Genomic DNA, 23,824 nt, shown 5'->3' on the forward strand with positions numbered 1-23,824 from the left:
TAGGGTAGCCGATTTTCGTAAATCCCGGCGGTTCATAGTGGGTCAGAATAATTGAAAGCGCAGTTTAGCCTAAATCCCGAAGATGTCGAAATGGGTGCGGTTATGTTTTCTTGAAATTTGTCGGGGATAAAGCCACCTTCTCTTTTACCAGTACGCTAAAAAAGGCTCCTCGGGCTATCGGCCACAAAAAAAGCGAGCACAACCCACACCGTGGTGTTGTGCTCGCTACGTCCAGATCAAGGCTTATTTTCTGCCTGACTGGTTACTCAATACGATAAGACCGGTAGTCAGAAAACGAAAGATAGAAATTATTTCAAACTTCCCATACCGCCGTCGACGCCGATAATCTGACCCGTAATCCAGGAGCCGCCATCCGAAAGGAGATAAGCTGCCATACCGGCAATATCTTCGGCGGTACCCACCCGGTTGAGCGGATGCCGTTTATTGGCGGCTTCGCGCTTATCGCCGTTGAGCAGGAAGCCCGCCAGCGGGGTATCGGTCAGCGACGGAGCAATGGCATTGACCCGGATATTAAACGGCGAAAACTCGGCCGCCAGGGCTTTGGTGAGTCCTTCCACCGCCGATTTCGCGACCGAAACCGACGAGTGCAGCCCCATGCCCAGCTTGGCCGCTACCGTACTGAACAGAACGACACTGGCCGATTTTGACTTTTTCAGGGCCGGATAAGCCGCCTGAATAGCCGCTACCGCCCCCAACACGTTCACTTCCAGATCATTACGGTAGTCCTGAATATCGAGCCGCTGAAAGGGTTTCAGGTTGATGGTTCCCGGTGCATACACCAAACCGTGCAGGGTGTCGGGCAATTGATTTAAAGCCTCAGCGGCCGAGGTGCTCGCTACGTCCCAGGTCATGTGGGTCGATTGCACACCTTCGGGCTGCCGACGTCCGGCCGTAAACAACGTAGCGCCCTGATTTTGCAGCGAAAGAGCCAGCGCGTGACCAATACCCGAGCTGGCTCCAATAATGAGAATATTTCTGCCTTGCATGGTAGCAGTTTACAGTTTAAAGTTTGCGGTTTCCAGTTTGTTTAAGCAAAATGCCCGTACAATCAAACTGAAAACCGTACACTGTAAACTGTAAACTCGTTAATTGGTTGTCCCAATGTAGCGCAGAAGTTCCTGCCGCGTGGCTTCGTCTTCAAATTTGCCGTGATAAGCAGCCGTCACCGTCGACGATTCCACGTCGTTGACACCCCGGGTCGAGACGCAAAGGTGCTTGGCGTCGATAATAACAGCTACATCTTCGGTTTCGAGAATCTGCTTTAATTCATTGGCAATCTGCACCGTCAGGCGCTCCTGAACCTGCGGGCGTTTGGCAAAATACTGCACAATTCGGTTCAGTTTCGAGAGCCCAATCACCTTACCGCTGGATATATACGCAACGTGCGCTTTACCCAGAATCGGCACAAAATGGTGCTCGCAGTACGAGTGCACCGTAATGTCTTTTTCAACCAGCATCTGGTTGTAGCCAAACTTATTTTCGAAAAGCGTAGGAGCCGGTTTATTGGCCGGATTCAGACCGCTGAACGTTTCCTTCACGTACATCTTAGCCACCCGCCGGGGCGACCCTTTCAAACTATCGTCGGTCAGATCGAGACCGAGGATGTTCATGATTTCGCGAAAATGCTTCTCAATCAGCTCAATCTTAAGGTCATCGTCCAGCTCGAAAGCATCCTCACGCAACGGGGTTTCGAGCGAGGTAGCTGCGTGCGACTCGCCCATTTCGTCGGTGAGCAAATCGTTCAAATCTGCGTCAGAATGCAGATTCTTTCCGTTTTTGTTATGCGGCAGGGAATTCAACGAAGTTCCGTTCAGTTTCATACAGTCGTATTTTCAGATCCAGCACCGGATCAAGTTGTTCACGTAAAAGGTGGTAAATAACGATAGCAATGTTTTCGGCCGAAGGATTCAGATCGCGAAACTCTTCGGTATCGAGGTTTAAGTTTTTGTGATCGAACCGATCCGTGACCTGTTCTTTGATGATGTCGCTCAGGACTTTCATATCCATCACGTACCCCGTTTCGGGGTCAACCGGACCGGTCACCTGAACAATCAGGTCGTAGTTGTGGCCGTGGTAGTTGTAGTTGTTGCACTTCCCGTACACCCGCGCGTTCTTTTCATCCGACCAGTTCGGATTATTCAGGCGGTGGGCTGCGTTGAAGTGTTCCTTCCGAAACACCGTAACCCGTTGGTTTTCCATATGTATGCGAACTAAGCGTATGCGGCAGGCATGTCGTTACAAAGTATGTGTACAACACATGCAGACCGTCGAGCGGGTAGCTAAGCCGCCCTTCAGTGAGTGCGTGTCGATTGATGAAACAGACTGTCTACACTTTTTGTTCAAGTTTAGATAGACAAAAGTTAAACAAAGATGATTCATTTCGACATCTTTATAACCCCATTACCCCGGCGGTTGTTCCCCAAATAAATATTCGGCCCGGCCGGTGTAGCGGCCGGGCTTTTTTGCTTCTTTTGGTTTCCGATTCAAACTCCCTCCCTATGCGCATCGACCGTCGTACGTTTATCCGAACCACCGCCCTGTCGGGAGTTGGTCTGACTGTTTTGCAACCCAACGTTTGGGCGAAAACACCCGCATCGTCGGTTGGGGTCGCATTTGTTTCCGATTCGGGCGGATCGCAACTCCCCTATCTCTTTACCCCACGCGCCACCGCCCTATTCGACCCGACCAATGGCCTCGCGTTTGAACGTCTGCTGAACCGCCCCGACATCGACCTGATTGTGGCCGACCTGGCTCCGGTTCACCGCTCGCCGGTAGCCCACGCAGCTATGCGGGCCGGCAAACATGTGGTATGTACGGGTCCGGTTGGCCAAGGGATTGGTGAACTGCTCAGTTTGTATAAAACCCATCGGCAAACCGGCCGACACTGCCTTATTCTGGACGACGACCGGGCCGATCGTGATATGCTTGCTATTACGTCCATGGTGAAACAAGGTCTGTTTGGCCCTCTTACCTACGTACACTGCGGCAGCGCTTCGGCTACCAACGGGCTCGGTATGGCTATGGACTGGCTGGGGATTCTCAACGGCAATGCATTCAAGAGCCTAAACGCGTCGCTCTCGAAAAGCTGGGGCCTTCATGAGCCATCCTCCTCGGTGGAGAGCCAGAAAAATGAACCGTCTGTACGAAATTACCAGTTGGGCGAGGTGCTGACCATTACTTTGCAGTGCGCCAACGGGGAGTTGGTAGTTGTAAATCGGGATTTGGCGGGTCAGCGTCCCTACGGTCGCGGTATGGCGTTACAGGGCCGTGATGCCAAATGGGATACCGAAACCAACAGGCTGGTTTTGGGAGCCACGAGCCAGGCGTTTTCGGCGGTCCGGGCCCAATACGAGCATCCGTACCCGCAGGGAACTACCCCGCGCAAACAACCCAATGCGCTGAGCGTGCTACTCGACCAACTCGAAACCAATCAGCTGGCGCCCGAGGCCACCCAAAACGCCCTGATGGTGAGCCTGATTCACGTTGTGGCGAAGCATTCGCTAGCTGCCTGGGGCGAAGAAGTGCAAGTACCCGATCTGACCATTCGCGTTTAAGCTAATTGCGTTTTCTTTTTACCACTCTGTATGACCCACTCGTTTACCGACAAACCGCAGAAGCGGGCCAGTACCAACCTCTACATTTTTCTGAGCGCTATTTTCCTGACCAATGCGCTCGTTGCCGAAATCATCGGCGTCAAAATCTTCTCCGGCGAAACCCTGCTGGGTGTTCCGCCCGCGCAGCTTCATCTGCTCGACGATTTTGTGCTCGATTTCAACCTGACCGCCGGGGCCGTTATCTGGCCTTTCGTGTTTATCACGTCCGACATCATCAATGAGTACTACGGTAAGGCGGGCGTTCGCCGAATCTCGTTTCTGACGGCCGGTTTCATTGCGTATTCGTTTCTGATTATCTACGCCGTAACCACCTTGCCGCCCGCGCAATTCTGGCTGGAGGTAAACGCCAAAGACCCGGCCGGCAACCCGATCAATATCGACAACGCCTTCGGGATGATTTTTCGGCAGGGTCTGGGCATTATTATTGGCTCACTGACGGCCTTCCTGATCGGGCAATTGCTCGATGCATCGGTGTTTCAGTACCTCCGCAAAATCACCGGTAACCGGAAAGTATGGCTGAGGGCTACAGGCTCCACACTCGTTTCGCAATTGATCGACAGCTTTGTGGTCCTGTTTATTGCCTTTTGGGTATTCGGCAACTGGTCGCTGAAACAAGTGCTGGCCGTTGGGCTGATCAACTACATCTACAAATTCACTACGGCTATTTTACTCACGCCGGTTCTGTACCTGGCCCACTCGGCCATTGATCGGTATCTGGGCAAAGAACACGCCGACGAACTGGCCAACGAGGCTTCCATGAGCTCGTTTATGTAGCCCCTACATAGCTCCCCGGCGCCAGTTATCCAGAATGACCGCCGTGGCGATGCCGACATTCAGCGATTCGGCATCGCCATAGCGCGGAATCGTCACTGACCGGCTCACCATCGGCACCAGTTCGGGCCGGATTCCGTTGGCTTCGTTTCCCATCATCAGATACCCCCCTTCCGTCCCGAAGGGCAAATTGTGCACGTTCTGCCCATCCAGGAAAGCCCCGTACACCGGCGTACCGGCGGGCAGAGCCTGTGCATACGCTACCAGATCGGTATAGTACCAGTGCACCCGCGTAAATGAGCCTTTACTGGCCGAAATCACTTTGGGGTTGTACACTTCAGCGGTAGTGTCGGAGCAAACTACTTTCCGAACCCCGTACCAATCGGCAATCCGCAGAATAGTCCCCAGATTTCCGGGGTCACGTACATCGTCGAGTAACAGCACAATTTCGCCCGGCTCGGCTAATAACGGGCGGTTTTCGCGCGTTCTGACCAAAGCCAGGGCCATATTGTTACTTTCGAGCGTGCCTACCCGCGTCAGTTCTTCCGGTGAAACGATTTCGACCGACGGCGGTTGGCGGTCTGCGGGTAAGGCGTTTTCTTTGTAGAAGGCTTCGGTTGCCAGCAGCGTGTCGACCCGAAAATCGGAGGCTAATACCTCGCGCACACTCTTGGCCCCTTCCACTAAAAACAAGCCATGCTCCTGCCGAAATTTCTTCTGGTGTAGCGAGCGAATAAACTGAGCGCGGTTTTTAGAGAGCATTTCTTAAACGGATGAATGCGTAATGCGTATTGATGAATGTAAAATAACTGGGAGGGTAAGCAGTTCCCACCCACCCCAATCAGGCTGGCGTCGAGTAAAGTTTTTACGGTCATTGGGCGTTGGGCAACTTACCTCCCTCATCACGCTTTACACCGTACTCATCACCCTTTCGGGCTGTTATACCTCCCGTACCAATGATTACCTGCTGTACACCAACTCGATTCGGGGAAACCGCACCGTCATCAGCGACGAGCTGGAGGCTCTGATTCCGCAAAAGCCCAACCGGCGCATTCTGCGTACCCCGCTCACGCCTGCCCTGTGGATATACCAAGCCTCGTCTCGTCGGTACAACCGCGACTCGGCCATTGCGGAACTGGCGGCCAAAACTACCCAATTTGAGCGACAAAGTGAGTTGGTAGCCTCTGACCCAGCCGCCCTGAAGCGGCTCAACCGGCGCTTTGGCCGCGAGGCACGCAAACTCCGGCGATATGCTGAAGAAGGTAACTGGTGGATGCGGAATCTGGGTGAAAAACCGACGTATTTCTACCCCCGCGATGCCGAGGCCAACGCCCTGAAGATGCAGACCTACCTGCGCCGGACTAAAGGGTTTTTGCGGGCTACCGCCGAGTACACCGTGGATACCCTGCTCGATGGCCGGGTGCGGGTCAATTATCTGATTGATGAAAAAGAGCCCTACCGGCTTCGGTCGATAGGGTACGATATTCCCGATTCAAACGTACGCGTGCTGGTTCAGGCCGAACAGAGTAAATCGTACCTGAAAATTGGCGACCGCTTCGATGGCGACAAGCTCGACAACGAGCGCACCCGAATCGAAGAACTGTTGCGCAATAACGGGTATTACGAATTTGGCCGCAATTACATTCGGGTGAGTGCCAGCCGTGATACAGCAGCCTCTGTAGTGGCCTCCAATGCCCAAAGCACACTCGTTGACCTGACAATCCAGATCCCGAACCCACCCCTGCGCAACGCCCATCCGCTGTACCAGATTGGTGATGTTAACGTGCGAATCGGCTCGACGCAGGAACCAACGGCAACCGGCCCAATCAGCCCTACCGATACCGTCAGCCAAAACGGAATTTTGTATTTCTACAGTGGTCGTAAATTTGCCACCCGCCTGCTCGACAGCAAGATTCGGCTCCGGCCCGGCAAACTGTACAGCCAGGCCGACTACACCTCGACCCAGCGCCAGCTGTTTCTGCTCAACCAGTTCAAGTTTGTTAATATCAATTTTACCGACACCACCGGTCGGCGGCTGCGTACCGAAATTAGAGCTACGCCACTCGACAAGTATGAGATCACGACCGAAGGCGGCCTGTTTGTTCTCTATCAGGGGCAGGGTTATCCCGGCCCGTTTGCCAACCTGACGTTCCGTATTCGGAACTTCTTCGGGGGCCTGGAAACCTTCGAAACCAACCTGCGTGCCGGTATTGAAGCCCAGACCGGTTTTGCCGATTCGAGCTCAACCAGCCAGATTCGCGACCCGTATCTGGCCCAGGAACTGGGGCTAACCACCTCGCTTATTTTTCCGCAAATTCTGTTTCCGGGTCGGCTCCGGTTTACGTTTAATGACCTGAACCCACGCACACAGATCAGCTTAGGCTATAACTACACCAACCGGCCCGATTTTTTGCGCCAAACGTTCCGTACCACCCTTTCGTACAACTGGCAAAAGGCTCCCCACCACCAGTATTCGTTTTTTCTGACCGACCTCAACCTGATCCGGTCGAGTTTCGATGGAGGCCCCAACGAGCAGTTACGCAAACAGTTTTACCAGCGGTTGGTGCAACTCCGGGATGCGGGAAACCGGGTATTGTTCAACAGCTTTTTGCCCTCTATCGCGTCGAACATGAGCTTTGCCTACACGTACAATACCAACGTGTTTGGCGAAAACCGCCGGGCCAATTTTTTCCGGGTAGCCCTCGAATCGGGCGGCACCACACTCAACCTCCTGAGTAGTGCGGCCATCCGGCGGTTTACCGAGCAAACCGGCCTGCAACTGTTTAAATACCTGCGTTTCAACGCTGATTTCCGGCATTACATCCCACTGCGTCCACGTACAACGCTGGCATTCCGCGTCAACTCCGGGCTTTTGTACAGCTACGGCCCCGACCGCTCGGCCCCGTACGAAAAGTATTTCTTTGCGGGCGGGAGCAACAGCCTCCGGGCGTGGCGTCCCCGCCGACTTGGCCCCGGCTCAGCCTACCCTCGCTCTACCGAAAGCAAGGTCATTCCGGGCGTGCAGGTACCTACGTTCATCACCGACCCCCGCAACCCGGAGGTCAAACTCCCTCAGTTCGACTACACGTTTGAACAACCCGGCGACTTTTTGCTCGAAGGGTCGGCCGAGTTACGCTGGCGGTATTTCCATTTCGGGGCCGACATCAACGGGGCCCTGTTTCTGGATGCAGGCAACGTTTGGACGCTCCGTAACGATCCGGCCCGCCAGAATGCCGAGTTACGCGTCAACAAACTCGTTCCCGATATTGCCGTGGGTACCGGTACGGGCCTTCGCATCGACTTTTCGTACTTCATTATCCGGTTCGACGCGGGTATTAAAGTGTGGGACCCCGCCCGCCGGTACATCCGCGAATCAGACGGGCAGCTGGTCGACGAACGGTTTCTGCTACCTCAGTTTACACTCAAGCGACTCTCGCGAGGTGCTAACCCACTTATCGTGAATTTCGGTATCGGGTATCCGTTCTAATTGTGAATGCGCGAATGAAGGGGAGAGTTAAGAGGGTAAAGCTATTCGCTCAATCACTCATTCGCTAATTCACTCATTGAACCCTGCCAATTTGTCAGGAACTTTTCATTATCTTCTGTACCTTTGTAGACTGATTAAAGGTGAAACCTGAAAAGCGAACGCTACCCGCTTATTTAGTACGGGTCTGCGAGCCGCTCTTTCACCCTTTCACTCTTTCGCTCTTTATTATTGACATGGAACGCTTCACTGAACTGACGATACTTCAACCAGAAGACAAAGAGGGTATTGAGGAACCGCGCACTCTTGGCGACGAACTCGTGGAAGGCAAAAAACGCCTGTATATCGAGAGTTACGGGTGCCAGATGAATTTTTCGGACTCCGAAATTGTGGCCGCTGTGATGCGTAACGCCGGGTTTGCCACAACCTCATCGGCCGACGAAGCCGACCTAATTTTTTTGAACACCTGCGCCATCCGCGACAATGCCGAGCAGAAAGTACGCAACCGGTTAAAGCAGCTCAATACGCTGAAGAAAAAGAAGCCGGAGCTGATGGTGGGTATGCTCGGTTGTATGGCCGAGCGCCTGAAAACCAAACTGCTCGAAGAGGAACAGATTGTAGATATTGTGGCCGGGCCCGATGCTTACCGCGATATTCCCAAACTCGTGGAAGAAGCCGAAACCGGTCAGAAAGCCGTTAACGTGTTCCTGTCGCGCGAAGAAACCTACGCCGACATTGCCCCGATTCGCCTGAACTCCAACGGCGTGACGGCCTTTATCTCCATCATGCGCGGCTGCGACAATATGTGCAGCTTCTGCGTGGTACCATTTACCCGCGGCCGTGAGCGTAGCCGCGACCCACACAGCATTGTCCGCGAAGCCGAGCAGCTCTTCAACGATGGCTATCGTGAAGTAACCCTGCTGGGTCAAAATGTGGATTCGTACAAATGGGAAAGTGAAAACGGCGAAGAACGCGTCAACTTTGCCCATTTGCTGGAACGCGTTGCCCTTGTAAACCCCGATCTCCGGGTTCGTTTTTCAACCTCGCACCCCAAAGACATTACCGACGAGGTGCTGTACACGATGGCGAAGTACGATAACATCTGCAACTACATCCACCTGCCCGCCCAAAGCGGTAACAGCCGGATTCTGAAGCTAATGAACCGTACGTATGACCGCGAGTGGTACCTCGGCAAAATTGACCGGATTCGGGCGATTCTGGGCGACGACTGCGGTATTTCGCACGATATGATTTCGGGTTTCTGCTCCGAAACGGAAGAAGAACACCAGGATTCGCTCACGCTGATGGAATACGCCCGCTTCGATTACGGCTACATGTTTGCCTATTCGGAGCGCCCCGGTACGCTGGCGGCCAAAAAATACGCCGATGATGTGCCGGAAGACGTGAAAAAGCGTCGACTCAACGAGATCATTGCCCTGCAACAGCGAATGTCGCTCGAACGCAACCAACGCCATATTGGCAAGGTACAGCGGGTGCTGGTTGAGGGCACGTCGAAGCGGTCGGAAGACGATCTGTTTGGGCGCAACGACCAAAATAAAGTGGTGGTGTTCCCGCGCGGAAGCCACCAAAAAGGAGACTATGTGAATGTACGGGTAACCGACTGTACAGCCGCCACGCTCTTGGGGCAGGTGGTTAATATAGAATGAGTAATGTGTAATGAATAATGAAATCCAGCACCGATAGCAATCATTACTCATTGTACATCATTCATTATTCATTGAATTTATGAATCAACAGGAAATACAGTCGGTTAAGCAACGTTTTGGCATTATTGGCAATGCGCCTGCCCTCAACTACGCTATCAACGTAGCTATGCAGGTAGCCGCTACCGACCTAACCGTGCTGATTACGGGTGAAAGCGGAAGCGGAAAAGAATCGTTTTCCAAGATCATCCACAGCCTCAGCGCCCGTAAACACGGACAGTTTATTGCCATCAACTGTGGGGCCATCCCCGAAGGTACTATCGACTCGGAGTTGTTCGGCCACGAAAAAGGCTCGTTTACAGGGGCCGTAGATCAACGTAAAGGCTACTTCGAGACAACTAACGGCGGCACTATTTTCCTGGATGAGATTGGCGAAATGCCGCTGGGTACGCAGGCGCGGCTGTTGCGGGTACTGGAAAACGGCGAATTTATCCGGGTTGGCTCATCGAAAGTGCAAAAGACCGATGTGCGGGTTGTGGCGGCTACCAACGTAAACTTGCTCGATGCCGTCGAGAAAGGCCGCTTCCGCGAGGATTTGTACTATCGACTCAATACAGTACCCATTTTTGTGCCGCCCCTGCGCGAGCGTGGCACCGACATTGAACTGCTGTTTCGCAAATTCACGACCGACTTTGCCGAGCGGTATCGGATTAAGCCTATTCAGCTCACCGAGCCCGCCAAGCAGTTGCTCCTGCGGTTTTCGTTTCCGGGTAACATTCGACAACTGAAAAATCTGGCCGAACAGATTTCTATTCTCGAATCGGACCACAACCGTGCGGTAGAACCGGAGGTATTGTCAAAATACCTGCCTCAGCCCCAACAGCCAACGAGCCGGATGCCTATCCTGTTTCCGCAGGGTACGGGTGGCAGTACCGACAATTTTTCGGAGCGCGAACTGCTCTACAAAGTTCTGTTCGATATGCGCCGGGATATGACCGAGTTGAAAAAACTGGTGGTGGAGATGCTGGGCAATGAACAGTACGGACGGCAAATCTTAAATAATCATAAAGACTTGTTTGAGACCCTGCCGACCGATAACTATGTCACGCCCGACCCGCACCCGGAGCCCGATCTGCCCCTACCCCGGCTGTTGCCTCCGCCCGAAACCGTGCATGCCTATGAGCCCATGAATGTTCTCGAAGACGAAGACGCGGTTACGGTAGAAGACATCACCCACGAAACGGAGGAAGACTCGCTCTCGCTGGAAAAGAAGGAGAAAGAGATGATTATCAAGGCTCTCCGTCGCAACAACAACAAACGAAAGTACGCGGCTCAGGCACTGGGTATTTCAGAACGCACGCTGTACCGAAAAATAAAGCAGTATGAAATTGATGAAGAATAACGGGCAAGTAAGCAGTAGCAGTAAGCAGTGGGCAGTGAAAGTGGGCAGGGTTGGTGTAAGAATCGCTGCCTACTTCTACTGCTTACTGCTACTTACTTCCTGCGGTGTCTACTCGTTTACGGGTACGACCCTCTCGCCGGACCTGAAAACGATTACCATTAACAACTTCAGCCTGCAAACGGCCGGGGGGCCTACCAACCTGTCGCTCAACTTCAACGAACGGCTAAAGGAATACTATCAGCGATACACCAACCTAAAAGTGGTGCCAAACAACGGCGATCTGGTGCTCGATGGCTCCATTACCAATTACGACCTGTTGGCTGTTGCCCCCACAGCATCCGACCAGGCTGGTCTGAACCGGTTGCAAATCACGGTACAGGCCCGGTTTGTGAACAACAAAGATGAAAGTAAAAACTTCGAACAATCGTTTTCGTTCTATCAGGATTTCCCGCAAAACCAGACGCTGACGCAAAATGAAGCCCGGTTGGTTCCCCGAATTCTGGATCAGCTGGTTCTCGACATTTTCAACAAAACGGCAGCTGACTGGTAGTAAGCAGAAGAATTAGCAGTAGGCAGTGGCAGTAAGCAGTAGGTAGTAGGTAGAAGAATTAGCAGTAGGCAGTGAGCAGTGAGAGTTTACACGTACCTCTTTCTGCATACTGCCACCGCCTTCTACACACCGCTAACTTTTTCTGCCGACTGCATACTGCCCACTGCTTACTCCCCACCGCCGACCGCCACTACCAACTTTTTCTGCCGACTGCTACTGCCTACTGCTACTTTTTGGCTACATTCGTAGCCCTGTGGTCCCCTGACACCGATAGACTCAATGCAATCTGTTGATAAAGAAACCTTTTCATACTGGGTCACCCACCCCGACGACCTGACAACGGCTGACTTACAGCTTTTGCAGGAAAGTTTAGCCCAATATCCGTACTGCCAGGCGCTCTACACACTGACCGCCAAAGCAGCCTCTTTACACCGAAAAAGTCAGACAGTGTCGTACACCCGACTGGCAGCGGCCCACGCCCTGAGCCGGAGTGCACTACGTAAATTAATGGATAACGAGTTTCAATGGTCCGACAACCTGCTTTCAAAACTGAACGAACTGTCGGCCCGGCAAGTACCCATTCCTGAAGATTACCAGCAGGAAAGTTACGCCCTCTTCAAATCAAAATCGGGCCTCAACGGTGGGCTCGTCGACTTACCTCTGATTCGGATTCCAGAGCCGACCATGCCCGAGATTGTGGTGCCCGAGCCCGACGACTCGACCTTGTCGGAAACAACTCTTCAGCAGGACTTGATTGGACACCCCGAAGCCGATGCCGTGGCTCCATCGCCGATGGAGACTGCCCGGCAGAAGCAAATCGAAATTATTGAGTCGTTTATTAAGAAAGAACCCGGTCTGGCTCCGCTCCGCTCAAAACTGGGCGATCCTGAGCCGACCAATCAGGAAGATTTGGCCGAGCGCAATGCTCCGATTCGGGTAGGGCGCGGTGGTTTAGCCACTGAAAGTTTCGCCAAGATCTTGCTCAAGCAAGGCAAAACAGGCAAAGCTATTGAAATCTACGAGCAACTCAGCTTGAAAAATCCCCAGAAAAAAGCGTACTTTGCGGCTAAAATAAGTGAAATAAAAGCGGGGCAGTCCTGAGTCAATCGGTCTGATCGAGCATATTGTCAATGAACGTTGTTGCTCTCCTCCACACGCACTTAAGACAAAAACAGTAACAGAAACTCCTTTTTTTACATGGTTACGGCAACAATTATTGTCATTTGCATCTTAACAGTCCTGCTTATCCTGATCGTACTCGTTCAGAACTCAAAAGGTGGCGGTTTCGCCGGTGAGTTTGGCGGACTGGGCTCCAACCAGCTGATGGGCGTCAAGAAAACGACTGACCTCCTTGAGCAAATCACCTGGGGCTTGGGCATCGGGGTGATGGTACTGACACTGGCTTCGTACGTGATGGTTGACAAAACCAACACCGGCGGTGGTATCAATAGCGTTAACGTTGACCGTGCGGCTACCCGGGCTCTGCCAGGTGCTTCGGCTCCGGCTCCCGCAGCAGCTCCGGCTGCTGGCACGCAACAAGCAGCCCCCGCTACACAGGGCGCAGCTACACCAGCTCCAGCTACGGCACCTGCTACTTCAGGCTCTGCTCAGAAGTAAGCCAACTTATACTGACAAAAAGGCCCGCAACCTCGGAGGTTGTGGGCCTTTTTGCGTTGGCACCTCGTAGAATCGATATGAATTGAACGCGGATGACGCGGATTTAACGAATTCGCGCTGATAAGTAGATCCGCGGAAATCGGCCCAATCCGCGTCATCCGCGTTCAATTTTTTGAATTTAAATAGCACGCGGATAACGCAGATCTAACGAATTCGCGCTAATTATAAATCCGTAAAAATCAGCCCAATCCGTGTCCTCAGCGTACCAATCTTTTGAATTAATAATGGCACGCGGATAACGTAGATTTAGGGAATTCGCGCTGATTATAAATCCGTGAAAATCCGCCTAAGCCGTGTCATCTGCGTGCCCAATCTTTCGCACGGAATCACTCAATTACTTACAAGGCCCAGGCTACGGCAAAACCTGCCGGTAGTCCTTCTTTAACCTGCGTTGTGATAATCAATTGGCCAGTCGGTACGCCCAGACGGGTCAGCTCGTCGCGGAAACCGTTTTCCATTTGCCGAAGCGCACTTTCTTTCTGTCCTGTCAATTCAATACTCAGCTTTTGGGAAGGCTGCGCGCGCAGATGCTGCACCAGCGCCGAGGCCACCGTCGGCACCGCCCGCGGCCCCTGTACAAAAGCCCGGCGGAGTTGAGCCAGCAAAAGGGCATCGGTATCGCTCAGGCCAGCCACCGGAAGAGTCCGGTCTTTCAGAAGGCAGCCGTCCAGTTCGTTTAACCCCACTTCCGACTGACACAAATCCCGCTGATCGGGCGTACCATCGTTATCCGTATCGGGGCAACCGGCCATGTCGGCCCGGCCCACAATAGTCGGGCACTCATCTCGGTCGTCGCCGACACCATCGTTATCCGTGTCGGGGCAGCCATTATAGCGGGCCAGCCCCGGCACTTTGGGGCAACGGTCATCTTTATCGAGCACCCCATCGAGGTCGGTATCCGGGCATCCGTTGGTCGCTACGGGTCCGGCAACGGTTGGGCAGGTATCGTCGGAGTCCGCTACGCCATCGAGGTCGGTATCCGGGCAACCACCAAACGCCAGCACACCCGGTACATCGGGGCAACGGTCCAGTTTATCAGAAACCCGGTCTTTGTCGCGGTCTTTAGGCCGGCGGGCGTTGAACGGGAGTGAAAGACCCGCGTACACGTGCGGAGGCAAACCATTGTCGCCAAAAATACCCAGCAGATTGTCGGAGCCGAAGATAAAAATACCTGCCTTGCCGTGCAGACCAAGGGCTACCTTCTGAATATCGGGGTAATAGTAAACGGTTCCGGCTAACTCGCCCCCCGGCCCTTCGGAGCGTGGCCCCACGGCCAATACCGCCCCCCGGTACAGACCCGCGTTCGTTTGAATCGGCATGGCTGTCTGATACACCACATTACCAAACCACGAGCGGCCCAGGTAAACATCCAGTTGCACCGAGGTCGTTTGTGGCAATCGGCGGACGGCTTCACCCGTTACCAGGCTCGTTGTTGGCCCGAACTGACTTAACAACTGCGACTCAATCTGATTAGGTGCTTTATCTTCGTAATCGGTGCGCCGAAACGTACCGCTCCGGTTGGCTGTCGCGTAGGTTGTGATGCGGTTGTATTGTATCTCGCCAATGTCCAGCACCGAAAACCCAATCCGAAACAGGTATTTAGTCATTTCCTCGGCCGCCCGACGCTTACCATCCATTTCGTAGCGGTAAAACCGTTGTTTTGGCCGGAACTCATACGCTACGCCCACATCGTACCCGGTTCCGCGACCCGCCGAGGGTCCAGCCAGTTTTTGCCCCAGGCTTGCCCCGTCAAACGAAGCCAGGTCGGTAGTATTGCCGCTAATGGCTCCGGCCGTGTAGCCGGGCGCACCGGCCGTACCACCGGCAAAAGAAGCCTGCGCACTCAGGTCGGTACGTTGCAGGCCGCGCAAAACCTTAGCCGTAGCCCCTACTTTAAGGTGATGCGTTTCAATGTCGATCAGCGACACCGCGTACGAAATGGCGTATTCAGTATAGCCCTCGGCCGCAAAATTGAACGATTGCAACCCGGCAGGTGCGGTTGGGTTGGTACCGTTAATCCACCGAATCAGTTCATAATTACCACCTAATGCGTAGCCCGACCGGTAGCGGGTAGTCAGCCCGACGGCATGACGTTTCCGGCCAAATTGCGCCATAACCGCCGGTCCACGTACCTCGGCCCGATTTACCCCTCGGGGCGACCCCGCCGAAAACAGGGCTTTACCAAACGGCGCAACGCCGACCGGCAGCGGCTGCCGGGTAAAATCGAACGCACCAAACCCCAGGTTGAGTTGGAAACTAAGCCGCGAGTCGGCCATTGAACTCGGATTCAGGTAGATACCGTGCGTACCTGCGTAGTTGCTTGTTTGGAGAGGAATGAGGGGTTGGGCAAAGGCGGGTAGAGAGGCCAGTAAACCAGATAGCAGAAGGCCGGATTGTTTCATTCGCTTGTGTATGGGTACAAAACGAAGATACGGCATTCTACCACGGAGACGCGGGTAAACTGCCGTATCGGTCACGAAAGTTATTCAATGTCGGCCTACATCAGGCCAATGCCTTTGCAATTAATTGCTGGGCAATGGGCAGCAGGGTTTCTTCTTCTGGATAGGGCAACTCGCTCTCCAGCCGGTACGTTGCCGGGTTGGGCAGGTGCTGATACCGACGAATCAGATCGAGTTTGAGGTGCTCAAAGGGCGTTGTAAGGCCGCGCCGAACCCGGTCGACGAACTGAAACCGGACAAGCCGCCCGCCGGGAGTCCCCTCGGCATAGAGCGTCAGGGCAAATTGATAGATAGCGGTTTCGTATCCACGCCTAAAATGCAGAAACAAGTACCCTTCGGCCGGTTTGATGGGCAGCAGCCCCACCGGTTCGAGGGTAAGTTTGGCAGCAATATCCTGCCAAATTTGCAGTCCATCTGTCAGCATTTGATTAAAGCGCGGCAAGGCAAAGTCGACAATGGCATCCACTTCGGCCATAATCGGGTCCTCCGTTACCTCGGATTTATACTCGATTCGGGGGGGTGGGCCACTTATTCCGGCTACACGCTTGGGGAACCTCTCATTAAGCGTACCTTTGCGCCGTCGAAAACGAAGACCAGCCTCGTAATGGTTACGGAGTTCAGGAATATCGGGACAAAGCTTGCGCTCATCGAACCGTTTCTGAACAGCCTGTAAATAAGCCAAAACGACATATTTTTTGTACTCGGCATCAATCCAATCCTGTGTCAGCCAGTTCGCATCCAGTGATCTCATAAGATAAAAGCGACGTATTGGAACGGGATAATTTATGGCATTCCCCCTAAAAAACCAAATTTTATACCCCTTTTTCGCAGTCTAACAGCCAATTTGTAAGACCTACCGGTAAAACGGTCGTCCAGACAAAAAGGCTGAAATTTTGACAGAGTGGCGCAACTGGCACAGCATTTGGTAAACGGGGAGTGTCATACTAATTCGGTGTATAACCAAATTTTTAACAACCTTAATCACATTACTGTCATGACAACAGCAATGGAAGATGTAAAAGTGAACGTAAAACCGCTGGCAGACCGCGTGCTTGTAGAAGCTGCACCGGCTGAAGAAAAAACGGCTTTCGGGATTATCATTCCTGACACGGCCAAGGAAAAACCACAACGTGGTACTGTTGTAGCCGTTGGTAATGGCAAAAAAGATGAGCCGCTCACAGTACAGGTTGGCGACACGGTTCTCTACGGCAAATATGCTGGCACGGAGATCACGGTTGATGGCAAAGAGTACCTCATCATGCGCGAATCAGACATTTTCGCGATCCTTTAATGTGTAATGATCAATCGGGGCCACCCGTGCGGTACAGTGTGTAATGAGCCTACGGCTTCAGTGTACACGTACTGAGATCATTGTTCATTATCCATTTTTTATTTTTCATTAACTACAGCAATGGCTAAGAAAATATTCTTTGATACCGAAGCCCGCGAGAAAATCAAGAAGGGTGTTGATACCCTCGCCGACGCGGTGAAAGTAACCCTCGGCCCCAAAGGTCGTAACGTAATCCTCGACAAGAAATTCGGCTCACCGGCCATCACCAAAGACGGTGTGACGGTAGCTAAAGAAATTGAGCTGAAAGACGCTATGGAAAACATGGGCGCACAGCTCGTGAAAGAAGTAGCCTCTAAAACGGCTGACCAGGCGGGTGATGGTACCACGACAGCTACTGTGCTGGCGCAGGCTATCTACTCAATCGGTGTGAAAAACGTAGCAGCAGGTGCCAACCCAATGGATCTGAAGCGCGGTATCGATAAGGCGGTCAAGGCAGTTGCCGAAAACCTCGCTGGTCAGGCACAGACGGTTGGTGATGACTTCGGCAAAATTGCTCAGGTTGCTACCATCTCGGCTAACCACGACGACGAAATCGGTAACATGATTGCCGAGGCCATGAAGAAAGTGGGTAAAGAAGGTGTAATCACGGTAGAAGAAGCGCGTGGTACCGAAACGGAAGTAAAAACCGTAGAAGGTATGCAGTTTGACCGCGGTTACCTGTCGCCCTACTTCGTGACCAACACCGAGAAAATGGAAGCTGACCTCGACCGTCCGTTCATCCTGATCTCGGAGAAGAAGGTATCGTCGATGAAAGAACTGCTGCCGGTGCTGGAGCAGGTGGCTCAGACGGGCCGTCCGCTGCTGATCATCGCAGAAGACGTTGACGGCGAAGCCCTGGCTACGCTCGTCGTAAACAAGATCCGGGGTGCCCTGAAAGTGGCTGCCGTGAAGGCTCCGGGCTTCGGCGACCGCCGGAAGGCTATGCTCGAAGACATCGCTATCCTGACGGGTGGTCAGGTGATCTCGGAAGAGCGTGGCTTCAAACTCGAAAACGCCAGCATCGAATACCTGGGTCAGTGCGAGAAGATCATCATCGACAAAGACAACACGACCATCGTTAACGGTGTAGGCCAGAAGGAGGACATCACGGGTCGGGTTAACCAGATCAAAGCGCAGATCGAAAACACGACGTCGGATTACGACCGTGAGAAACTGCAGGAGCGTCTGGCTAAACTGTCGGGTGGTGTAGCTATCCTCTACATCGGTGCCGCTACCGAGGTAGAAATGAAAGAGAAGAAAGACCGTGTTGACGATGCCCTGCACGCAACCCGCGCGGCTGTAGAAGAAGGTATCGTAACGGGTGGTGGTATCGCCCTGATCCGCGCTATCTCTTCGCTCGACGCGGTTAGCACGATCAACGAAGACGAGAAAACGGGTGTGAACATCATCCGCGTAGCCCTCGAAGCACCCCTCCGCACGATTGTTGCCAACGCCGGTGGCGAAGGTTCAGTAGTGGTGAACAAGGTGAAAGAAGGCGACGGTGGCTACGGCTACAACGCGAAGAACGACTCGTACGAAGATCTGTTCGCGGCCGGTGTTATCGACCCGAAGAAAGTAACTCGTCTGGCTCTGGAGAACGCAGCTTCGATTGCTGGTCTGCTCCTGACTACCGAGTGCCTCATTGCCGACGAGCCCGAAGAGGCTCCAGCTGGCGGTGGCGGTCACGCACACGGTGGCGGCATGGGCGGCATGATGTAATCATCAGAGCTTTGAAATACGAACCCCCGCTGTTGGCTTTTGGGCTGGCAGCGGGGGTTTTTCTTTTTGAGTATCTTTGTTTAAAAACAAACACCATGCTGACGATACAGGTTAACGACGCAAGGCTGGAACAGCAATTAATCGAACAAGCGCAGGCGAAAGGTAAAACGGCTGAACAGCTTGCCACCTCCATACTGGCCGAGGCCCTGAATCAACTGGATCCTCTGCCCTTTTCATTCCCTCGTCTAGACCCAACCCAACATAGCCGACCCCTCCAGTTCGACGTTGATTCTGAAACGGATAACGCGCCGGTTTTTGAGCATGTTACTGACACGGTTGAATTTGCGAACGAATTGCGACAAAACGCCTGGAAACGGTAATGCTGCTGGTCGACACGAATATTTTGATTGACTATTTACGCCAAAAATCAGAAGCTATTGCCTTTGTCAATCATTTTGGAAAAGGTAATCTGGCCTTGTCCCCCATTGTTATTATGGAAGTTTTTCAAGGGGTACTCAACAAAGCTGATTTTAATCGTACTCAGAAAGCACTGAACGGCTTCGCTGTACTTGATCTGGACACATCGGTTGCCCAACTGGCGATGCAACTTCAACAGCATTACGTTCTTTCGCATCAATTAAGTATACCAGATGCCTTTATAGCCGCAACTGCTTTAATCTACAACATTGAGTTAAGGACGTACAATCTCAAGGATTTTCGCTTCATTCCAGGTATTCGGCTATCAGATCAGTTAAGTTGAAATTTGACAGCCTCCTCATTGCCAACGAGCCCGAAGAGGCTCCAGCTGGTGGTGGCGGCATGGGCGGCATGATGTAATAAATGCGCTTTAAAATACGAACACCAGCTGTTGGCTTTTGAGCTGGCAACGGGGGTTTTGGTTTTGTGTTGGTAAGGCTGGGAAAGCGATCCTGAGGCTATACTCAGGCCGCCATCCCCGATTTTCGAGGAAGTATTGGCCTGACAATACAAAAAAATACTGCACAGAAAGTACTACATCAAAAAGCCAAATGACCCTTGGAAAAGGTCAAATCAATACAGGAATCGCGGCAAAACTTTCGTATATTTGAGAGTTATGCGAAAGGCTAACCAGCCCACCGCTCTAACTTTGAGTTGTTCAAAAAATTCTCCAACCAATGATTTTCGCAGGTTTCACAAAAGTAAATATTGCCAGTGTGTTGCCCTATCCTTGCTCTACTTGTGTTTACGTTTGAGTAAGTTGTATCGTTTTGTTCCATACACCCACCGCAATCAGGACATTCAAGCCCTTCGCATAACACGGGTTTTGCGTCAGGCGGGCTGACGTGCAAGTTTTCAGCTTCTGTATTTCTATTTAACTCCATCTGTAATTCAACTTTTGTATTTCTAAATCCACCCGAACGCAAAGCCCTCGAACGTTATCGCTCAGTATAAAAAGACGGCCAACACACATTCAAGCACATTTGGTTTTGCCCGACACATAAAGCCGACCCTTCGCAAAACCAAAAGAGCTTGAATTTTTCCCACCGCCCGGACGACAACTATAAAAATAAATCATAATTTTGATGATTTAGTCCAAACAATAACAACAAGATGAATTCTTTTGGAGAATATTTGAGAAACAGACGAGAACAACTGGGACTTCCATTAAGGAAAGTTGCAGCCGAACTTGACATTGACACTTCCATTTTAAGCAAGATTGAAAGAAGTGAACGTGCAGCGACAAAAGAAATGCTGCCGACACTATCTAAGACTTTGGAAGTTCAGGAAAAGGAAATGGAAATTGAATTCATCAAAGCGTTTATTCTGTCTGACATAGGAGATTTAAAATTTTTGAAAAGCGGCTTAGAAGAAACGCTGAACACCATTAAAAGCCGCAAGCAAATATGAGTATAGACAATAAAGTAGACCAAACAGACTTGACTTTCTTCACCAATGAAGAAGGACATACTTTATTAAGCAGATTCAAATCAACCCTTAAAGACACGCAACTTTTTGATGTGTTGGTTGGGTATTTCAGAGCAAGCGGTTTTCACCAACTATATGACGCACTTGAACCCGTTGAAAAAGTAAGAATTCTGGTTGGGCTTAGTGTGGACAGAAACTCTTACGATATGATGCAGTACCATCATCAGAATGGCACAATAGACTTTGAATCGCATCAACGAACCAAGAAACGCTACCAACAAAACCTAAAGGAAGAAATTGAAAACAGTGATGAAAACGACAACAGACTTGAAATAGGAATACGCAAGTTCATTGAATTTCTGAAAGCCGACTGTCAAGACCCTGCAATGGACAAAGCATATAACGGCAATGGAAAAAAACTTGAAATACGAGCCTATCCGTCAAAGAACATTCACGCAAAGGTTTACATCGGAAAATTCAAACCCGAAGACCGTGACTATGGTTTTGTGATTACAGGTTCAAGTAACTTTTCTGAATCGGGTTTTGTGGCAAATCGTGAGTTTAATGTTGAGTTACGAAGTAAAAGAGATGTTCTTTTTGCCGAAGAACAATTCAATGCACTTTGGAAAGAATCGGTTGACATTTCAGAAGACTTTGTTGATACCATTCAAAACAAAACTTGGCTCAACGACCAAATCAAACCATACGAACTCTATTTAAAACTGATTTACGAATATCTGGAGGAAGATATCAATTTGGCAGATGAATTCGAACCGTTCCTGCCAGATGGCTTTATGAAATTGAAATACCAAAATCAAGCAGCTATTCAGGCAAAGAAGATTTTGGAGACTTACAACGGCGTTTTCTTGGCTGACGTGGTTGGATTGGGTAAAACCTTTATCACGGCATTATTGCTTCAACAATTGCAAGGCAGAACCTTGGTGATTTGTCCGCCTGTATTGAAAGACTATTGGAAAGATTCACTTTTTGATTTTGGTATCAGAAGTTTTGAAGTGGAATCTTTGGGCAAGTTGGAACACATCATCAAAAAAGGTTTGGAACGGTACGACCACATAGTAGTGGACGAAGCCCACCGATTTAGAAATGAAAACACCCAATCATACGCCAACTTATTAGACATCTGCCGTGGCAAAAAAGTGATCTTGGTAACGGCAACACCTTTGAACAATACCGTTGACGACATTTTTGCTCAGTTAAAACTGTTTCAAGCACCTAAGAATTCAACCATTCCGGGCATTCCGAATTTGGAAAAGTACTTTTCAAATTTCAGAACACGGTTAGCCAAACTAGAAAAGACCGACCCTGAATATAAAAAACTCATCAAAGCAATTTCTGACGATATAAGAAATAGCATTTTACGCTATGTAATGGTTAGAAGAACCCGAACAGACGTAATGACCTATTTCAAACAGGACATGAAAATGCAGGGATTGACTTTTCCGAACCTAGACAATCCGCAGAAAATCGTGTACAAATACGAAGGTGAGTTAGAAACTACTTTCAACAACACCATAAAAAAACTACATGAGTTTACCTATACACGATACACGCCATTGCTCTATTACGTCGGAAACAAAGCATTGACCGAATTCGAAATCCAGCAACAACGCAACGTTGGTGGCTTTATGAAGGGCATTTTGGTAAAACGACTGGAAAGTAGTTTTCACGCCTTTCGCCAGAGTGTTGACCGCTTCATTACTTCCTATGAGAAGTTCATTGCTATGTACAAAAACGGCACGGTGTACATCAGCAAGAAAGTGGACGTGTACGACCTGATTGAGAGCGATAATATTGAACGTCTTGAAGAATTTGTGGAAGAAGAGAAAGCACATAAGTACGATTCACAGGATTTCAAAAAAGAATTCATTGAAAAATTAGAGTTTGACCTTGCCATTTTGAAGGAAGTGAAAACATTGTGGCAAACCGTTAATTCTGACCCCAAGTTAGAAACATTCATAAAGGAGCTTAAAACTAAATCAGCACTAAAAAGCAATAAACTTGTGATCTTCACCGAATCTAAAGAAACAGGAGATTACATCTACGAAGCTTTGCAAGATGAGTTTAAAGGCAAAGTGATGTTCTATTCCAGCACGGGCGGACGACACACAGACAACAAACTCACTTCAAACCAGACGGTTTCAAGAGACATCATTACTTCTAATTTCGACCCGAAACACAAAGAGAAAAGAGACGACCTGAAAATATTGATTGCCACAGATGTATTGGCGGAAGGTATCAACTTGCACCGTTCCAACGTGCTTATCAATTATGATTTGCCTTGGAACCCTACACGGGTATTGCAGCGTGCAGGTCGTGTAAATCGTTTAGGTAGCAACTTCCCGAATGTGCATATTTTCAACTTCTTTCCTACTTCTCATTCTGACGAACATCTTGGACTGGAAGTCAACATCACCAATAAAATCCAAATGTTTCACGACATTTTGGGAGAAGATGCCAAATACCTGAGTGATGGTGAAGAATTCGGCAGTCAGGAACTATTCAACACATTGAACAGTAAAACCGCTTATACGGGTGAAGATGGCGAAGGCGATTCGGAATTGAAGTATCTGGAACTGATGCGAAAGATACGTGATGACAATCCCGACTTGTTTGAGAAAATTAAAAACCTACCGAAGAAAGCCCGTTCAGGTTTCAAAAAAGAAAATTTGGAAGATGATGCCTTGGTCACCTTTTTCCGAATCGGTAAACTCAAAAAGTTCTACATCAACCAAAGCGGCAAATCGGGTGAGATTACCTTTTTTGATGCCGTGAAAGAATTGGAATGTAAGCCCGAAACGCAACGAGCTAACATTCCAAGCGATTACTTTCATTTGTTACAAACCAACAAAACACGTTTTGAACTAGATACTACCGTTGGGGATGAACCCACCAAAGGAAGTGGGGGACGTTCAAACGCCAAATACATCGAAACCCGATTGAAAGACAAGTCTTTCAAAAACTTCAAAGGTTTTACCGATTCCAATGATGAATTTTTGAATGGTGTGCGTGAAATGCTGGCACAAGGTACGATTGCCAAGAAAACAGCACAGTTAATCAAAACGGAATTGGAGAAAACCACCGACCCGCTTCAAATATTGCACATACTGGAAAAGCATATCCGATATGTAGCCATTGAAGGAGCACAGAACGCCAAGAAATTTCAAAAACGTGAAGTTATCCTTTCAGGGTACTTAATCAAGTAAGCAG

Annotated in this window: 20 protein-coding genes; 14 read left to right on the forward strand and 6 right to left on the reverse strand. The window is 50.7% G+C overall.

What is annotated here, in order from left to right; genetic code table 11:
- Nucleotides 1-308 precede the first annotated feature (308 nt).
- The 3 genes from F5984_RS13555 to F5984_RS13565 form a co-directional block, all read right to left on the reverse strand.
- A complete protein-coding gene (locus tag F5984_RS13555) occupies nucleotides 309-1,007 on the reverse strand; it encodes an SDR family NAD(P)-dependent oxidoreductase (protein ID WP_152124799.1) in 699 nt (232 codons plus the stop codon).
- 99 nt (nucleotides 1,008-1,106) lie between these two features.
- Nucleotides 1,107-1,841, reverse strand: a complete 735-nt coding sequence (folE, locus tag F5984_RS13560; RefSeq protein WP_152124800.1) for a GTP cyclohydrolase I FolE — start codon at nucleotides 1,839-1,841, stop codon at nucleotides 1,107-1,109.
- On the reverse strand, nucleotides 1,801-2,220 hold the full coding sequence (locus F5984_RS13565) for a 6-pyruvoyl trahydropterin synthase family protein (RefSeq protein ID WP_019986392.1): 420 nt from the start codon (nucleotides 2,218-2,220) through the stop codon (nucleotides 1,801-1,803). The genes folE and F5984_RS13565 overlap by 41 nt, the downstream gene beginning before the upstream one ends.
- A gap of 299 nt (nucleotides 2,221-2,519) precedes the next feature.
- Here F5984_RS13565 and F5984_RS13570 point away from each other — a divergent pair, with 299 nt between their 5' ends.
- Together F5984_RS13570 and F5984_RS13575 are read left to right on the forward strand one after the other, a co-directional pair.
- Complete coding sequence (locus F5984_RS13570; RefSeq protein ID WP_152124801.1) at nucleotides 2,520-3,575, forward strand: Gfo/Idh/MocA family oxidoreductase; 1,056 nt, start codon at nucleotides 2,520-2,522, stop codon at nucleotides 3,573-3,575.
- Nucleotides 3,576-3,605: 30 nt separating this feature from the next.
- The gene (locus tag F5984_RS13575) at nucleotides 3,606-4,409 is read left to right on the forward strand and encodes a queuosine precursor transporter (RefSeq protein WP_152124802.1); all 804 of its coding nucleotides are present in this window, start codon (nucleotides 3,606-3,608) and stop codon (nucleotides 4,407-4,409) included.
- Between the two features lie 3 nt (nucleotides 4,410-4,412).
- Here F5984_RS13575 and F5984_RS13580 read toward each other — a convergent pair whose 3' ends face one another.
- On the reverse strand, nucleotides 4,413-5,168 hold the full coding sequence (locus tag F5984_RS13580; protein ID WP_152124803.1) for a TrmH family RNA methyltransferase: 756 nt from the start codon (nucleotides 5,166-5,168) through the stop codon (nucleotides 4,413-4,415).
- A 112-nt stretch (nucleotides 5,169-5,280) separates the two neighbouring features.
- On the opposite strand from F5984_RS13580, the gene tamL reads away from it, so the two are divergent.
- The 6 genes from tamL to secG all read left to right on the forward strand — a co-directional run bounded on the left by tamL (nucleotide 5,281) and on the right by secG (nucleotide 13,123).
- Complete coding sequence (tamL, locus tag F5984_RS13585; protein ID WP_152124804.1) at nucleotides 5,281-7,893, forward strand: translocation and assembly module lipoprotein TamL; 2,613 nt, start codon at nucleotides 5,281-5,283, stop codon at nucleotides 7,891-7,893.
- Between the two features lie 233 nt (nucleotides 7,894-8,126).
- A complete protein-coding gene (miaB, locus tag F5984_RS13590; RefSeq protein WP_152124805.1) occupies nucleotides 8,127-9,557 on the forward strand; it encodes a tRNA (N6-isopentenyl adenosine(37)-C2)-methylthiotransferase MiaB in 1,431 nt (476 codons plus the stop codon).
- A 79-nt stretch (nucleotides 9,558-9,636) separates the two neighbouring features.
- Nucleotides 9,637-10,956, forward strand: a complete 1,320-nt coding sequence (locus tag F5984_RS13595; RefSeq protein WP_152124806.1) for a sigma-54 interaction domain-containing protein — start codon at nucleotides 9,637-9,639, stop codon at nucleotides 10,954-10,956.
- Nucleotides 10,937-11,506 (forward strand): LPS assembly lipoprotein LptE, encoded by a 570-nt coding sequence (lptE, locus tag F5984_RS13600; RefSeq protein ID WP_246168979.1) that lies wholly within the window; start codon nucleotides 10,937-10,939, stop codon nucleotides 11,504-11,506. Before F5984_RS13595 ends, lptE begins: the two co-directional genes overlap by 20 nt.
- A gap of 279 nt (nucleotides 11,507-11,785) precedes the next feature.
- Complete coding sequence (locus F5984_RS13605) at nucleotides 11,786-12,607, forward strand: hypothetical protein (RefSeq protein ID WP_019986384.1); 822 nt, start codon at nucleotides 11,786-11,788, stop codon at nucleotides 12,605-12,607.
- Between the two features lie 96 nt (nucleotides 12,608-12,703).
- Nucleotides 12,704-13,123 (forward strand): preprotein translocase subunit SecG, encoded by a 420-nt coding sequence (gene secG, locus F5984_RS13610; protein WP_152124807.1) that lies wholly within the window; start codon nucleotides 12,704-12,706, stop codon nucleotides 13,121-13,123.
- A 398-nt stretch (nucleotides 13,124-13,521) separates the two neighbouring features.
- Here the strand turns inward: secG and F5984_RS26685 are convergent, their stop codons facing one another.
- On the reverse strand, nucleotides 13,522-15,585 hold the full coding sequence (locus tag F5984_RS26685; RefSeq protein ID WP_221412964.1) for a DUF5723 family protein: 2,064 nt from the start codon (nucleotides 15,583-15,585) through the stop codon (nucleotides 13,522-13,524).
- Between the two features lie 100 nt (nucleotides 15,586-15,685).
- Nucleotides 15,686-16,393 carry a hypothetical protein gene (locus F5984_RS13620; protein WP_152124808.1) on the reverse strand — a complete coding sequence of 236 codons (708 nt, stop codon included), beginning with the start codon at nucleotides 16,391-16,393 and terminating at the stop codon, nucleotides 15,686-15,688.
- A gap of 243 nt (nucleotides 16,394-16,636) precedes the next feature.
- Between F5984_RS13620 and F5984_RS13625 the strand changes: the two genes are divergently transcribed.
- The 6 genes from F5984_RS13625 (at nucleotide 16,637) to F5984_RS13650 (ending at nucleotide 23,820) form a co-directional block, all read left to right on the forward strand.
- Nucleotides 16,637-16,933 carry a co-chaperone GroES gene (locus F5984_RS13625; protein ID WP_027302631.1) on the forward strand — a complete coding sequence of 99 codons (297 nt, stop codon included), beginning with the start codon at nucleotides 16,637-16,639 and terminating at the stop codon, nucleotides 16,931-16,933.
- Between the two features lie 120 nt (nucleotides 16,934-17,053).
- Nucleotides 17,054-18,691: a chaperonin GroEL gene (groL, locus tag F5984_RS13630; RefSeq protein WP_019986379.1), complete on the forward strand. Its 1,638-nt coding sequence runs from the start codon at nucleotides 17,054-17,056 to the stop codon at nucleotides 18,689-18,691.
- 11 nt (nucleotides 18,692-18,702) lie between these two features.
- Nucleotides 18,703-19,071 (forward strand): hypothetical protein, encoded by a 369-nt coding sequence (locus F5984_RS13635; protein ID WP_152124809.1) that lies wholly within the window; start codon nucleotides 18,703-18,705, stop codon nucleotides 19,069-19,071.
- Nucleotides 19,071-19,451: a type II toxin-antitoxin system VapC family toxin gene (locus tag F5984_RS13640; protein WP_152124810.1), complete on the forward strand. Its 381-nt coding sequence runs from the start codon at nucleotides 19,071-19,073 to the stop codon at nucleotides 19,449-19,451. Before F5984_RS13635 ends, F5984_RS13640 begins: the two co-directional genes overlap by 1 nt.
- An 830-nt stretch (nucleotides 19,452-20,281) precedes the next feature.
- Nucleotides 20,282-20,578, forward strand: coding sequence for a helix-turn-helix domain-containing protein (locus tag F5984_RS13645; protein ID WP_152124811.1), 297 nt, complete (start codon nucleotides 20,282-20,284; stop codon nucleotides 20,576-20,578).
- A gap of 29 nt (nucleotides 20,579-20,607) precedes the next feature.
- Nucleotides 20,608-23,820 carry a helicase-related protein gene (locus tag F5984_RS13650; protein ID WP_221412965.1) on the forward strand — a complete coding sequence of 1,071 codons (3,213 nt, stop codon included), beginning with the start codon at nucleotides 20,608-20,610 and terminating at the stop codon, nucleotides 23,818-23,820.
- Nucleotides 23,821-23,824 lie beyond the last annotated feature (4 nt).

Source organism: Rudanella paleaurantiibacter (assembly GCF_009184635.1).
Classification (GTDB): Bacteria; Bacteroidota; Bacteroidia; order Cytophagales; family Spirosomataceae; genus Rudanella; species Rudanella paleaurantiibacter.

What these genes read in the sequence shown, in the direction of transcription:
- F5984_RS13555 (WP_152124799.1), bottom strand. Translation starts at nt 1,007, where the DNA reads ATGCAAGGCAGAAATATTCTCATTATTGGAGCCAGCTCGGGTATTGGT.
- folE (WP_152124800.1), bottom strand. Translation starts at nt 1,841, where the DNA reads ATGAAACTGAACGGAACTTCGTTGAATTCCCTGCCGCATAACAAAAAC.
- F5984_RS13565 (WP_019986392.1), bottom strand. Translation starts at nt 2,220, where the DNA reads ATGGAAAACCAACGGGTTACGGTGTTTCGGAAGGAACACTTCAACGCA.
- F5984_RS13570 (WP_152124801.1), top strand. Translation starts at nt 2,520, where the DNA reads ATGCGCATCGACCGTCGTACGTTTATCCGAACCACCGCCCTGTCGGGA.
- F5984_RS13575 (WP_152124802.1), top strand. Translation starts at nt 3,606, where the DNA reads ATGACCCACTCGTTTACCGACAAACCGCAGAAGCGGGCCAGTACCAAC.
- F5984_RS13580 (WP_152124803.1), bottom strand. Translation starts at nt 5,168, where the DNA reads ATGCTCTCTAAAAACCGCGCTCAGTTTATTCGCTCGCTACACCAGAAG.
- miaB (WP_152124805.1), top strand. Translation starts at nt 8,127, where the DNA reads ATGGAACGCTTCACTGAACTGACGATACTTCAACCAGAAGACAAAGAG.
- F5984_RS13595 (WP_152124806.1), top strand. Translation starts at nt 9,637, where the DNA reads ATGAATCAACAGGAAATACAGTCGGTTAAGCAACGTTTTGGCATTATT.
- lptE (WP_246168979.1), top strand. Translation starts at nt 10,937, where the DNA reads ATGAAATTGATGAAGAATAACGGGCAAGTAAGCAGTAGCAGTAAGCAG.
- F5984_RS13605 (WP_019986384.1), top strand. Translation starts at nt 11,786, where the DNA reads ATGCAATCTGTTGATAAAGAAACCTTTTCATACTGGGTCACCCACCCC.
- secG (WP_152124807.1), top strand. Translation starts at nt 12,704, where the DNA reads ATGGTTACGGCAACAATTATTGTCATTTGCATCTTAACAGTCCTGCTT.
- F5984_RS26685 (WP_221412964.1), bottom strand. Translation starts at nt 15,585, where the DNA reads ATGAAACAATCCGGCCTTCTGCTATCTGGTTTACTGGCCTCTCTACCC.
- F5984_RS13620 (WP_152124808.1), bottom strand. Translation starts at nt 16,393, where the DNA reads ATGAGATCACTGGATGCGAACTGGCTGACACAGGATTGGATTGATGCC.
- F5984_RS13625 (WP_027302631.1), top strand. Translation starts at nt 16,637, where the DNA reads ATGACAACAGCAATGGAAGATGTAAAAGTGAACGTAAAACCGCTGGCA.
- groL (WP_019986379.1), top strand. Translation starts at nt 17,054, where the DNA reads ATGGCTAAGAAAATATTCTTTGATACCGAAGCCCGCGAGAAAATCAAG.
- F5984_RS13640 (WP_152124810.1), top strand. Translation starts at nt 19,071, where the DNA reads ATGCTGCTGGTCGACACGAATATTTTGATTGACTATTTACGCCAAAAA.
- F5984_RS13645 (WP_152124811.1), top strand. Translation starts at nt 20,282, where the DNA reads ATGAATTCTTTTGGAGAATATTTGAGAAACAGACGAGAACAACTGGGA.